The 12,369-nt window shown below is 61.4% G+C and carries 13 protein-coding genes and 2 pseudogenes; 8 read left to right on the plus strand and 7 right to left on the minus strand.

The features are described from left to right. Window positions 1-184 precede the first annotated feature (184 nt). Window positions 185-1,876: a long-chain-fatty-acid--CoA ligase FadD1 gene (gene fadD1, locus ACK6AU_RS07130; protein ID WP_185700542.1), complete on the plus strand. Its 1,692-nt coding sequence runs from the start codon at window positions 185-187 to the stop codon at window positions 1,874-1,876. 55 nt (window positions 1,877-1,931) lie between these two features. Here fadD1 and ACK6AU_RS07135 read toward each other — a convergent pair whose 3' ends face one another. Continuing rightward, complete coding sequence (locus ACK6AU_RS07135; RefSeq protein WP_053137205.1) at window positions 1,932-2,309, minus strand: hypothetical protein; 378 nt, start codon at window positions 2,307-2,309, stop codon at window positions 1,932-1,934. Between the two features lie 211 nt (window positions 2,310-2,520). Between ACK6AU_RS07135 and ACK6AU_RS07140 the strand changes: the two genes are divergently transcribed. The 3 genes from ACK6AU_RS07140 (at window position 2,521) to def (ending at window position 4,375) form a co-directional block, all read left to right on the plus strand. Continuing rightward, the gene (locus ACK6AU_RS07140; RefSeq protein WP_185700543.1) at window positions 2,521-2,712 is read left to right on the plus strand and encodes a CsbD family protein; all 192 of its coding nucleotides are present in this window, start codon (window positions 2,521-2,523) and stop codon (window positions 2,710-2,712) included. 176 nt (window positions 2,713-2,888) lie between these two features. Then, on the plus strand, window positions 2,889-3,833 hold the full coding sequence (locus tag ACK6AU_RS07145; protein WP_185700544.1) for a YihY/virulence factor BrkB family protein: 945 nt from the start codon (window positions 2,889-2,891) through the stop codon (window positions 3,831-3,833). A 2-nt stretch (window positions 3,834-3,835) separates the two neighbouring features. Beyond that, entirely contained in the window at window positions 3,836-4,375 is a 540-nt protein-coding gene (def, locus tag ACK6AU_RS07150; protein WP_409298470.1) for a peptide deformylase, read from the plus strand. A gap of 9 nt (window positions 4,376-4,384) precedes the next feature. On the opposite strand, the gene ACK6AU_RS07155 is transcribed toward def, so the two are convergent. Together ACK6AU_RS07155 and gstA are read right to left on the minus strand one after the other, a co-directional pair. Next, complete coding sequence (locus ACK6AU_RS07155) at window positions 4,385-4,792, minus strand: GNAT family N-acetyltransferase (protein ID WP_409298529.1); 408 nt, start codon at window positions 4,790-4,792, stop codon at window positions 4,385-4,387. Between the two features lie 128 nt (window positions 4,793-4,920). After that, a complete protein-coding gene (gstA, locus tag ACK6AU_RS07160; RefSeq protein WP_185700546.1) occupies window positions 4,921-5,523 on the minus strand; it encodes a glutathione transferase GstA in 603 nt (200 codons plus the stop codon). 101 nt (window positions 5,524-5,624) lie between these two features. Here gstA and ACK6AU_RS07165 point away from each other — a divergent pair, with 101 nt between their 5' ends. The 3 genes and pseudogenes from ACK6AU_RS07165 to ACK6AU_RS07175 all read left to right on the plus strand — a co-directional run. Further along, entirely contained in the window at window positions 5,625-6,485 is an 861-nt protein-coding gene (locus tag ACK6AU_RS07165) for a LysR family transcriptional regulator (RefSeq protein ID WP_185700547.1), read from the plus strand. A gap of 639 nt (window positions 6,486-7,124) precedes the next feature. Further along, a pseudogene (locus ACK6AU_RS07170) lies at window positions 7,125-7,793 on the plus strand (PAS domain-containing protein); the annotation flags it as partial. Between the two features lie 120 nt (window positions 7,794-7,913). Next, window positions 7,914-8,339: pseudogene (locus ACK6AU_RS07175) on the plus strand (methyl-accepting chemotaxis protein); the annotation flags it as partial. Between the two features lie 69 nt (window positions 8,340-8,408). Here ACK6AU_RS07175 and ACK6AU_RS07180 read toward each other — a convergent pair. From ACK6AU_RS07180 to ACK6AU_RS07190, 3 genes are all read right to left on the minus strand, one after another. Further along, window positions 8,409-8,924 carry a hypothetical protein gene (locus tag ACK6AU_RS07180; RefSeq protein ID WP_185700549.1) on the minus strand — a complete coding sequence of 172 codons (516 nt, stop codon included), beginning with the start codon at window positions 8,922-8,924 and terminating at the stop codon, window positions 8,409-8,411. Window positions 8,925-9,211: 287 nt separating this feature from the next. After that, window positions 9,212-9,844: a glutathione S-transferase family protein gene (locus ACK6AU_RS07185; RefSeq protein ID WP_185700550.1), complete on the minus strand. Its 633-nt coding sequence runs from the start codon at window positions 9,842-9,844 to the stop codon at window positions 9,212-9,214. Window positions 9,845-9,942: 98 nt separating this feature from the next. Beyond that, a complete protein-coding gene (locus ACK6AU_RS07190) occupies window positions 9,943-10,374 on the minus strand; it encodes a PACE efflux transporter (protein WP_185700551.1) in 432 nt (143 codons plus the stop codon). A gap of 120 nt (window positions 10,375-10,494) precedes the next feature. Between ACK6AU_RS07190 and ACK6AU_RS07195 the strand changes: the two genes are divergently transcribed. Further along, window positions 10,495-11,412, plus strand: a complete 918-nt coding sequence (locus tag ACK6AU_RS07195; RefSeq protein ID WP_185700552.1) for a LysR family transcriptional regulator — start codon at window positions 10,495-10,497, stop codon at window positions 11,410-11,412. Here ACK6AU_RS07195 and ACK6AU_RS07200 read toward each other — a convergent pair. Then, the gene (locus tag ACK6AU_RS07200) at window positions 11,409-12,344 is read right to left on the minus strand and encodes a LysR family transcriptional regulator (protein ID WP_409298474.1); all 936 of its coding nucleotides are present in this window, start codon (window positions 12,342-12,344) and stop codon (window positions 11,409-11,411) included. The two genes, ACK6AU_RS07195 and ACK6AU_RS07200, sit on opposite strands and share 4 nt — an antisense overlap. Between the last annotated feature and the right edge of the window lie 25 nt (window positions 12,345-12,369).

Below are 12,369 nucleotides of genomic sequence, written 5' to 3' on the forward strand. Positions count from 1 at the left end.
CTATTCAGGGCTTCTTTGGCTCTAGGCGGCCTTTTCCAAAGCTGCTACTCTCGGCGCGCTTTGTGACTTCTCGGCCTAGTAAAAAGCCAGACTCACCACAAAAAAGACACCAATAAAAACACACACCCAATAAAAATCGCATCGAATGCGGTGATGAATTCGCGTTGCTGAGGAGTGGGCTTCCATGATCGAAGACTTTTGGAAGGATAAGTACCCAGCTGGAATTGCTGCCGATATCAATCCAGACGAGTATCCGAATATTCAGGCGGTGTTGAAGCAATCCTGCCAACGTTTCGCTGACAAACCGGCCTTTAGCAACCTCGGCAGGACAATCACCTACGGTGAGCTGTACGAGCTGTCCGGGGCTTTTGCCGCGTACCTGCAACAGCATACCGATTTGCAGCCTGGCGATCGAATCGCCTTGCAACTGCCCAACCTGCTGCAGTACCCGATCGCGGTATTCGGTGCGATCCGCGCTGGCCTGGTGGTGGTCAACACCAACCCGCTGTATACCGCACGGGAAATGGAACACCAGTTCAATGACTCCGGGGCCAAGGCCCTGGTCTGCCTGGCCAACATGGCCCACCTGGCAGAGAGCGTGGTGCCCAAGACCGGGGTCAAGCACGTGATCATCACCGAGGTGGCCGACCTGCTGCCGCCGCTCAAGCGCCTGGTGATCAACAGCGTCGTCAAGTACGTGAAGAAGATGGTGCCGGCCTACCACCTGCCCCAGGCCATCAAGTTCAACGACGTGCTGCGCAAGGGCCACGGCCAGCCGGTTCGCGAGGCCAACCCGGCCAGCTCCGACGTGGCGGTATTGCAGTACACCGGTGGTACCACCGGCGTGGCCAAGGGCGCGATGCTGACCCACCGCAACCTGGTGGCCAACATGCTGCAGTGCAAGGCCCTGATGGGCTCGAACCTCAACGAAGGTTGCGAGATCCTCATCACGCCACTGCCGCTGTACCACATCTATGCGTTCACCTTCCATTGCATGGCCATCATGCTGATGGGCAACCACAACATCCTGATCACCAACCCGCGCGACCTGCCGGCGATGGTCAAGGAACTGTCGAAGTGGAAGTTCAGCGGTTTCGTCGGCCTCAACACCTTGTTCGTCGCCCTGTGCAACAGCGAGGCGTTCCGCAAGCTGGATTTCTCCGCGCTGAAGGTCACCCTATCCGGCGGCATGGCCCTGCAATTGGCCGCGGCCGAGCGCTGGAAGTCGGTGACCAACTGCCCGATCTGCGAAGGCTACGGGATGACCGAAACCAGCCCGGTGGCCACGGTCAACCCGATCCAGAACATCCAGATCGGCACCATCGGCATCCCGGTGCCGTCGACCCTGTGCCGCGTGGTCAACGATGCTGGCGAGGAACTGCCCCTGGGTGAAGTCGGCGAGCTGTGCGTGAAGGGCCCGCAAGTGATGAAGGGCTACTGGCAGCGCCAGGATGCCACCGACGAAGTCCTCAACAGCGAAGGCTGGCTGAAGACCGGTGACATCGCCTTGATCCAGCCCGACGGCTACATCCGTATCGTCGACCGCAAGAAGGACATGATCCTGGTCTCGGGTTTCAACGTGTATCCCAACGAACTGGAAGATGTGCTGGCCTCGTTGCCGGGCGTCCTGCAGTGTGCGGCGATCGGCGTGCCGGACGAGAAGTCCGGCGAGACCATCAAGATCTTCATTGTCGCCAAGCCGGGGGTCACCCTGACCAAGGAGCAGGTAATGACCCACATGCGCGCCAATGTCACCGGCTACAAGGTGCCCAAGGCCGTGGAGTTCCGCGATGCCCTGCCGACCACCAACGTCGGCAAGATCCTGCGCCGCGAACTGCGTGACGAAGAACTGAAGAAGCTCGGCGTGAAGAAGTAAGCCGTAGCGCCCATGAAAAAGCCCCGCCAGTGCGGGGCTTTTTCATGCTGGCCAATTACTGCTGGAACTGGGCAAAACCCACGCCGGTGCCGGCCGGGCGTACATCCTTGAGGAAGGAGTCCTTGTCGGCGCTCAGCTCCAGGCTCAGTGCCGCCTTGCGCTTGCCTTCGTTGCGCACCTCCAGGCCTTCGCGCTTCTTGCGCAGGAAGCTGGTCGGCACCTTCAGGTGGATCAACTGGTCGGTGCTCGGGGTGTACAGCAGCAGGTGCAGCCATTCTTGCTGGCCGACCGCCAGGCGGGCGAGCAGGATGTCGAACCACCAGATATTGCGGTTGCGGTTGAGTTCCGCGAACTGGCAATTGTCGACGTCCAGCACCGCGCGGCCCAATTCCTGGTTTCTACGGGCGATGGCCTGCTTTTTATCGAATTTCATAAGCTTCCTACGCAAATGGGATCTTCAGGGCTTGGCCTGAACGGCCGCGCATTCTCCAGGGTTGCCTGGCAAACATAAAGCGCAACCGCGGATCGGCGATCGAAGGCTGGAGCAAAATAATTGAAACTCTGCGCAACGGCCGTAGGTCAACCCAGGGTAGCAACGCATTTCCCTTTTTGTTCGAACCACCATCGTCTCACGGAGAAATACCATGGGTAGCACAGCGGATAAGGCAAAGGGTCTGGTCAACGAAGCCATCGGCAACGTCAAGCAAGGGGTAGGCAAAGCCACCGACAACACCCGCTTGCAGGCCGAAGGCAAGTTGCAGGAGAAGAAGGGCGAGGCCCAGCAGGCCCTCGGCAAGGCCAAGGATGCGGTGAAGAGCACCGTCGACAAAGCCTGACTATATGTGCGCGAGCGTTGTCCCGGCGGCCATCCTCGGATGGCCGTTTTCATGTCCGCAGCCCTGAAGAACCAGCGTCGGTCATGGTTGTGGTTCGCCAACTAGGCTAATTTGTTGTAGAAAACGCCCCCTGAGTCGCCAGCGACTTCAACCTTTTTGCGGCGAAAGGAGACGCTATGATTTTTCCGGACCTCAAAGGCCTGCCCTTGCATCGGGTGCTGATCCGCACGGTCAACGAATTCATCGCGGACGAGATGTCCACCTATGCCTCGGCCCTGGCCTACCAGATGCTGTTCTCGCTGTTTCCCTTCATCCTCTTCCTCATCGCCCTGATCGGTTTCCTGCACCTGCCGGACTTCTTCTCCTGGCTGCGCTTGCAGGCCGAGCTGGTGTTGCCCCGGGAAGCCCTGGAGCAGGTGAACCCGGTGATCGACCAATTGCAGCAGTCCAAGGGCGGCTTGTTGTCGGTGGGTATCGTCATCGCCCTGTGGACCGCCTCGGCGGGTGTGCGGCTGATGATGAGCGCGATGAATGCCGCCTACGACGTGGTGGAGGGGCGGCCGATCTGGAAGCGTTTCCCGCTGTCGATCTTCTACACCGTGGGCATCGCCGGCATGCTCCTGGCGGCTGCGGCGCTGATGGTCCTGGGGCCGCAGGTGATGGCCTGGCTGGCGGGGCAGGTGGGCCTGGAGGATTTCATCGTCACCCTGTGGACCATCCTGCGCTGGCCGGTGATCGTGCTGCTGATGATGGTAGCGGTGGCCTTGATGTACTACGTGATGCCCGATGTGAAGCAGAAGTTCCGCTTCATCACTCCAGGTTCGGTACTGGCTGTGGTGGTGTGGATCATTGCTTCCCTGGGGTTCGCCTACTATGTGAAAACCTTCGCTAACTACAACGCGATGTATGGCAGTATCGGCGCGATCATCGTCCTGCTGCTGTACTTCTACATCTCTTCGGCGGTGTTGTTGCTGGGCGCGGAAATGAATGCGGTGATCGAACACATGTCGGCCGAAGGCAAGGATCCTGGTGCAAAGGACTTTGACGGGCCCGGCGACAAACAACACGTTTCGGGACTGGGCCGCGATCACTCGCTCCAGCCGAGCACTGACGAAGCCTGAACATGATCCGTGAAATCCTCAAGATGGGCGATGAGCGCCTGCTGCGCGTCGCCCCCCCGGTACCGCCCGAGATGTTCGACAGCCCGTCACTCTGGGAACTGATCGACGATATGTTCCAGACCATGGAAAGCGTCGGTGGCGTGGGGCTGGCAGCGCCGCAGATCGGCGTCGACCTGCAGTTGGTGATCTTCGGTTTCGAGCACAGCGAGCGTTACCCGGACGCCGAGGCGGTGCCGCAGACCATCCTCATCAATCCTTTGATCACCCCCCTGAACCCGGAGCTGGAAGAGGGCTGGGAGGGTTGCCTGTCGGTACCTGGCATGCGTGGCGTGGTGCAGCGTCATCGGCATATCCGCTATGAAGGCTTCGATCCCAAGGGTGAGCCCATCGTCCGCGTGGCCTCGGGGTTCCATGCCCGGGTGGTGCAGCATGAGTGCGACCACGTGATCGGCCGCTTGTACCCGTCGCGTATCAGCGATTTTCGCAAGTTCGGGTTCACCGAGGTGCTGTTTCCCGACCTCGATCCCCAGGCCGACGACTGACTGCGGGGTTCAAGGCCGGGCCATGGCCAGCAGCGGTTTGCTGCGCTGGTAACGGACCAGCCGTTCGGCCAGGGGTTGCGGCAGTCGAGGGGCGGCGACAAATCCCAGGCGTTGGTACCAGGGGGCGAGGTCCGGGTGGCAGAACAGCCAGACCGGGCCTTGGAGCGAGCCTAGCGCGCCGTCCAGCAAACGCCCGGCCAAACCCTGGCCGCGGTGAGGCGGGGCGACGAACAGCCCCGTCAACCAGTATCCCTGGGCCACTGGACTCAGGCTCATTCCCGCGAGAATCTCGCCATCGCGCAACACCCACAACTGACCGTCCGTCGAGGCGCGCATGGATGATCGGTGCTGGCGATAGAACTTGTTCAGCAAGGGCCGCGAGGTCTCGGCAAGCTGGCTGATGCGGTAGCTGGGCATGGGCATGGCGGGAGGTTGAGGAGCGCGGATTATAAGGAAATCCCGGGTCGATCGCAGGCGGCTCGCACCCCCTTGATCGATCCGGGAAGCGGCACCAGGCCGATACCGGTCTGGTGTCAGCGGTCGGTTCAGTCCAGTTCGACTTCCAGCGCCGCGCGCACGGCCGGGCGCTGCTCCACGCGGGCCTGGAATTTCACCAGGGCCGGCCAGGCCGCCAAGTCGATATCGAACAGCGCAGTCCAGCGCAGCACGGTGAACAGGTAGGCATCGGCGACTCCGAACTGGGCGCCTTGCAGGTAATCCTGGCGTTCCAGTTGCTTTTCTACGACGGCCAGGCGCTTGGCCAATTTCTGGCGGAATATTTCCCGGGCCTTGTCCCCGAAATCAGGGTTGAACAGCCAGTTGAGGATGCCATGGACTTCGGTGGTGATGAAATTCAGGGTCTCTTGCAGGCGGACCCGCTGCCAGGTGCCGTTGGGCGCGGCGAGGCCGGCCTCGGGCTTGAGATCGGCGAGGTATTGCAGGACCGCCGGCCCCTCGGTCAGCAGCTCGCCGTTGTCCAGTTGCAGGGCCACCACATAGCCCTTGGGGTTGATGCTGTAGAAGTCCTGGCCGTCCGCGGTGCGTTTGGTGTGGACGTCGACGCGGACCAGTTCGAACGGCAATTGCAGTTCCCGCAGGATGATATGGGAGGCCAGCGAGCAGGCTTGGGGAGCGTAGTAGAGTTTCATGGGCAATTCCCTTTGAGGTGAAGGTAGAGCCAGTGTGGAGTACACCGGCAACATGGGTAAAATTACTCTTTCAGAAATACTCCATAAGGATAGCTACTGTCATGATGAACTTGATGCACTGGCGGTTGTTGGTGGCCATTGCCGAGTACGGCACCATCACCCGCGCCGCCGGGCAAGTGGGCATGACGCAATCCGGCGCCAGCCAGGCCCTGGCGCAGATGGAGGAGATGCTCGGCGTTCGCTTGTTCGTCCGTGACCACCGCCGGGTCCTGCCCACGGCGATCGGTCTGCAAGTGCTGGAACAGGCACGAGTGATGCTCGGCGCCCTGGCGCAGATTCGCCAGTTGGTGGACACCGCCCGTGGCATTCCCAGGGGCAGCCTGCGCCTGGCAGGGTTTCCGGTGGTGATGGCGACCTTCATGCCGTCATTGCTGCAACGCTTCAACCAGCTCTACCCGGGGATCGAGGTAGTGCAGCTGGAGGTCAGCGACGACGAAGTGCATGCCTTGCTCGACGCGCAACTGGTGGACCTGGGCGTGGTGCTCAACCCGGGACCTGAACGTCGTTCGTGGTTGCTGGGCCGCGATTCCTGGGTGGCGGTATTGCCTGAGGATCATCCCTGGCCTGAGTCGAGCATCGACTTGGTGAGCCTTCTGGAGCAGCCTTTCATCCTGGCCACCGGTGGTTGTTCGGTGAACGCCCGCAGCCTGGCTGCAGCTGCTGGGATGACGCTGGCGGATGTACGGGTCGAGGTGCGCGAGTGGAACAGCGCCTTCAGCCTGGTGCGCGAGCGGCTGGGGGTGACCCTGGTGCCCCGCAGCACCTTGCCCGAGCAGCGCCAGGGGCTGCGGGTACTGCCCTTGACCATTGCCCTGGAACGTGAGTTCGCCCTGGTGCCGGCCACTGGCAGCGAGCCCAATGCGTTGGTGCGAGCCTTCCTCGACATTCTCGACGAGCGTTGACGGCAGGCTCTTCAAGAGCAGTAAACAGGCAATGTTCTTGTCTTGTCTGTTACATGATCGCTAATCAACTGCAATGCCTGGAAAGTTGCGCGAACAGCCTGACTAGTGGACTTGCATAGAGTCGCCGGCTGTCTATGCTCAAGCGTGAAAATTCGTATCCGTCGGCCTTTGAATATCTGCTTCGCGATGTTCATGTCCATGTAGACGATGTTTGTTCGACTCTTTCCAGAACGCTGCGCCGGAGTTGTCAGTCACCGCAAGAGTGCTTGGCCAGATGCGCCGCCGGCTCAGTAGGGTTCGCTCGGAGGGAGCCTGATGTCCTGTTAGGTTCGGCCCGGCAATGGGTCATCGAGAAAAGGATGGCTTGATAAGAGTGTTGCAACATGGACTCTCCGATTAAACATCATTTATCACCTGACACTTCCTTGCACATATGCAGGGAGCGCTTGCCATGTTTTATGAACGTTGTGGTGGATCAGTTGAAAGACTAGGAACTTCCGTCAATCAAAAGACCGCGTTGAAGGTGATACAACCATGTTTAACCTACATCACAAGGCTGACCTGCTGGAAATCGAGCGTTTCAACTGCGCCCTGAGTGAAGCCAACGGCAAGTTGGCGGCCATCAGTCGTTCCATGGCGATGATCGAGTTTTCCCCCGACGGAGTCATCCTCGACGCCAATGACAACTTCTGCCAGATCATGGGTTATTCCATCGAGGAAATACGCGGCAAGCATCACCGGATTTTCTGCGAAGAAGAGTTCTACCGCAGCGAGGACTACAACAAGCTCTGGCGTGACCTGGCCCGGGGCGAGCCGATCAGCGACACCTTCGTGCGGCTGAACAAGAAAGGCGAGGAGATCTGGCTCGAAGCCAGCTACATGCCGGTGTTCGACGCCAATCGCCAGGTCAGGAGCGTGATCAAGGTCGCCTCGGACATTTCCGACCGGATTCACCTGGAGCATGAGAACCAGAGCCTGCTCAACGCCATCGGACGCTCCATGGCAATCATCGAGTTCAGCCCGGACGGCCGGATCATCACGGCCAACGACAACTTCCTCAAGACCATGCAGTACTCCCTCGCCGAGATCGTCGGCCAGCACCACAGCATGTTCTGCCACCGGGCCGAATACGAGTCGGCCGAGTACAAGCAGTTCTGGGCCTCGCTGAACCGTGGCGAGTACCACTCCCATCGCTTCGAGCGGGAGAACAAGTATGGCCAGACGGTGTTCCTCGAGGCCTCCTACAACCCGCTGTTCGATGCCAAGGGGCGGCTGTACAAGGTGGTCAAGTTCGCCAGCGACATCACCCAGCAGATGACCACCTTGCAGTCCGCCGCTGAATCGGCCCATAGCACCTCGGTGCAGAACGACGCCTGCGCGCAGAAGGGCTCGGAGGTGGTGCAGCAGACGGTGGGCATCATCCAGCAGATTTCCCGCGACCTGAACGAAGCGGCGCTCAGCATCGACGCGGTGAGCAAACAGTCGGAGATCATCGGCACCATCGTCCAGACCATCCGCGGGATCGCCGACCAGACCAACCTGCTGGCGCTCAATGCCGCCATCGAGGCTGCCCGGGCTGGAGAGCATGGGCGAGGTTTCGCGGTGGTGGCGGACGAGGTGCGCAGCCTGGCGGCTCGTACCAGCCAGGCGACGGTGGAGATCGTCGAGGTGGTGCGCAAGAACCACGACCTGTCCAAGAGCGCGGTTACCAGCATGCAATCGAGCCTGAGCCGCACCGGGCTGGGCGTCGAGCTGGCGAACGAGGCGGGGGAGGTGATCCTGGAGATCCAGCAAGGCTCGCGGCATGTGGTGGATGCCATCAGCCAATTCAATTCATCCCTGCAATTGCAGTAGCCGGCCAGGTACGAAAAAGGGTTCCCGATGGGAACCCTTGTTCATTATCCGGCTTTACACCGCCAGTCTTTACAGAGAAGCGAGGAACTTCTCTTCCAGCGGCTTCACGCTGTCCTTGGACTGCTGCTGTTCTTCCTTGGCCAGTTTCACCTTGTCTTGCATGCGCTGGGTGATTTCCTGGTTGATCGCCATCTGGCGCTCCGGCGGCAGGTTCTTCAGGTCTTCCTCGGTCAGTCCCAGCTCCTTGAGGATGCTGTCGCGCAGGCGCTGCTCGGGGCTTTTGCTCATGTAGTCCTTGAAGTCGGACAGGGCATCGCTCTGGGTCGCGTTGTTGGCCTGTGGCGTATTGGCGGCTGGCGGCGTGGCTTGTTGCAGCAGGACGCGGGTCTTGGCGAAAGCGGCGTTGACGTTGTCGTCGACGTTATTGGCCTGTTGCTGGTTGGACTGGGTTGCCGGGACGGTCACCGATTGTTGCGCTTGTTGCAGCATGCCGCTGTACAACGCACTGGCGGCGGCCGTGGTCGGGTCCATGTCGGTGCGCGCGGTAGGCTGCACTGAAACGGAGGTCTGGGCGTTAACGAACATGATCGAGAACCTGTGTAAGGGAACCAGGCCAAGGGTTTAGCAAGTTCCATGCCTATCATCAGGCCCTTGCAAATCAATGGGTTGAGGCCGGTATTAGGCCTGTGGAGGCAGAAAGCGGACAGTTCTTGCCGCTTCCTGGCAAACCGGCTTGCCAGGGGCGGGGACAGGCTCAATAGGTGATGGCGATGCCGAAGTCTGGCTGGAGGACGTTTGCGATGATTTGCGATCCCGGCCAGCAGTACGTTGAGCCTGTCCATGTCGTACTTCCAGCGATTGAGTGAGCCGGATCAAGGCGTGCCGTTGCGTCCATGCAGGAGGAAGCCCGGGCGTTGGCTCAGGCGTTCGTAGTAGGCCGCCACGGCGGGCAAGTCCGGGTGCTCCATGGGGGTCATTCGCCAGCGATTGACCGAGAGCCCGAGGACGATATCCGCCAGGCTGAACTCATCGCCGGCTGCATAGGCCTGGGTGCGGGCCAATTGCTGTTCGAGGATCTGCATCTTGGCATTCCAGGCCAGCAGGCTGGCCCCCAGGCGCCGGCTGTCCTGGCAATCGGGATGCTGGCGCACCAGGCCCATGAATGCATAGCTCCAGGACGGATTGAGCTCCGTGGCCTGCCAGTCCATCCACTGCTCAACCAGGGCTTTGGCCCGTGGAGCGATCGGCAACAGGCCGCTGCCTGGATGCAGATTGGCCAGGTAGCGACAGATGCTGTTGGACTCCCACAGGACGCCGGCGTCGTCGATCAGCACGGGCACCTGGGCATTGGGGTTGAGGGCCAGGAACTCAGGGGTATGGGTGGAGCGAAAGCCGCTGCCCCAGTCTTCCTGTTGATAGGGCAAGCCAAGTTCCTCGCAGGTCCACAAGACTTTCCTGACGTTGATGGACGAGGCTTTACCGAGAATTCTGCAGGGGGTTCCCATGACGCTTCCTTGTACTTGGTTCTGGCAGGTCATGGGAATCTATCAGCGTCGCGCGGGCTGCGCGACGGGCAATTTACCCGGCGCAGCGCTGGCGGCTTTCAGGCCGGGTCGGGCAGCGCCGAGGCGGGCAGGCCGAAGACTCGGTCGAACAGCCAGTTGAAGGCGAAGGTGTAGCACGGGATGAACAGGATCAGCGCCAGGTCCAGCAGGAAGGCCTGTACCAGGCTGATGTTCATCCACCAGGCGATTAGCGGGATAAGGAACACGATCAGCGTCAATTGGAAGCCCACGGCATGGGCGATGCGCCGCTTGACGGTCCGGGTGCGCGAGGCCTGGCGGCTTTCCCAGCGCTCGAACAGGCTGGTGTAGATGAAGTTCCAGGTCACCGCGATGCTGGTGATGATCACGGCCAGCGGGCCGGTGCTGGTGGGCGAGGTGCCGGACAGCAGGGCCAGGCCCAGGGCCGAGAAGGTCATGCCGAACACTTCGAACAGGGAGACGTAGACCAGTTTGCGTTTCACGCCTTGCATGGGGGTTCCTTTGTCTTGAATGGAGTGGCCAGGGCCGGGCTGGCAAGGGTCTGAACGATAGCTTCAGTTGGAGTGACAGAAAAAGTCGGAAGCTTTCAGTATTTCTGATAGGTTGGTGCCATGAATTTTTCCAGCGACAGCATCCAGTTGTTTCTTGCCGTGCTCGAGCGCGGGTCTTTTTCCGCGGCTGCCCGGTCCCTGGGCAAGGTGCCCTCGGCGGTGAGCATGGGGATCGCCAACCTCGAGGCCGAGCTGGGTTATGCCTTGTTCGATCGCAGCCATCGCGAGCCAGTACCCACTCCCCTGGCCTTGTCCCTGGCGCCCCATGCGCGCTTGATCGCCGACCAGTTGCGACAGTTGCAGGTGCATGCCGTCGAGTTGTCCCTGGGCCTGGAAAGCAAGCTGGCGGTAGCGGTGGTGGACGATATCGACAAGCAGCGAGTGCTGGCGGCGATCAAGCTGATTGCCGAACGTTACCCGTTGCTGGAGGTGGAAGTGCTCAGTGCGCCCCAGGACGATGTGCTGCAGTTGCTGCACAGCGGGCGGGCCAGTGTCGCGGTGGCATTCGCCGGCTTGAGCGTCAACGCCCTGGAGTATTTCCAGTACGTGGGCAGCGAGCGCATGACGGCTTGTATTTCCGCCCGCCATCCGCTGTTCCAGGCCAGCGACGGCAGCCTGTACCTGGAGGATCTGATCCAGGTGCGCCAGGTGGTGGTGGCCAGCCGCGACTTGCCCATCAGCGATACCCGGCCCCTGGTGGGCGAATCCCGCTGGCGTACCGACAGCCTGGCCATGGCCCTGCACATGGTGGAAGCGGGGATCGGCTGGGGCAACTTCCCGCTGTCGGTGTTGCGCCCGCTGTTCGCGGCCGGGCGTCTGCAGCGCCTGCGTTTCAAGAACATCGACAACGGCCTGACCTTGCCGGTGCATGCGGTATGGCTCAAGAACCAGCCGTTGCAGAAGGGTGCCCTGGCCCTGGTGCAGTTGCTCAGCGGCCAGGACCCGGCCCTGGATCAGCCGCTGATGCCAGGGGCTTAGGCAGTGGGTAGGGCTTGCTGGCGCAGCCAGCGCAGCAACTGCCCGGCCGCCGAGTCTTCGTCGATGGGCTGTGGCGCCAGCAGGTAATAGGCACTGTCATCGGCGATGAAGCCGAAAGGCGCGCATAGCAGCCCGCTGGCCAGGTCGTCGCGCACCAGTTGCCAGGGCGCCATGGCCACTCCCAGGCCTGCCACCGCTGCTTGCAGGCTGAAATAGAAATGCTCGAAGACCTGTTCCTGGGGCGTCGCCTGGCCTGGTTGTCGCTGTAGCTGCAACCACTGCTGCCAGGCTTCGGGGCGGGTGGCGCTGTGCAGTCGTGGTGCGTGTTCGCTCAGGCGCGCCAGCCCCTGGTCCAGGGGCGCCCAATCGGCCTGGCGTTCGGGGCGGCAGACTGGGCCGATGCTCTCGTCGAATAGCCAGTGGGCCTGGGTTGGGTTGCTCCAGGTGAAATCGTTGCGGCGAATCGCCAGGTCGATCCCGGCATCGAAAGAGAAAGGCCCGCCGCCGGCCAGCAACTGGATCGACACCTCAGGGTACTGGGCCTGGAACTGCGGCAGTCGCGGGATCAGCCAGCGCATCAACAAGGTTGGCTCGCAGGACAGCACCAGCGGCGCCTTGGGTTCGGATGCGCGCAAGCGGCTGGTGGTGCCTTCGATCAGGTCCAGGGCCTGGCTCACGCTGTGCAACAGTTCATGGCCAGCAGGGGTGAGGAATACCCGGTGGCTGCGCCGCTCGAACAGCGGCGTGCCCAGGTCATCTTCCAGGGCTCGTACGGCGCGGCTGATGGCGCCATGGGTCAGGTGCAGGGCGGCACCGGCGCGAGTGAAGCTCTCCAGGCGCGCCGCGGCCTCGAAGCAGCGCAGGGCTCCCAGGGGCGGCAGGCGGCGACGTAATGATTGTGAGTTTTTATCACCGTGAATGTCAGTTTTCATCGTTGGCTGTTTCCGTGGCGGTCCC

Source organism: Pseudomonas sp. KCJK8993 (genome assembly GCF_046230915.1).
Classification (GTDB): Bacteria; Pseudomonadota; Gammaproteobacteria; order Pseudomonadales; family Pseudomonadaceae; genus Aquipseudomonas; species Aquipseudomonas piscis.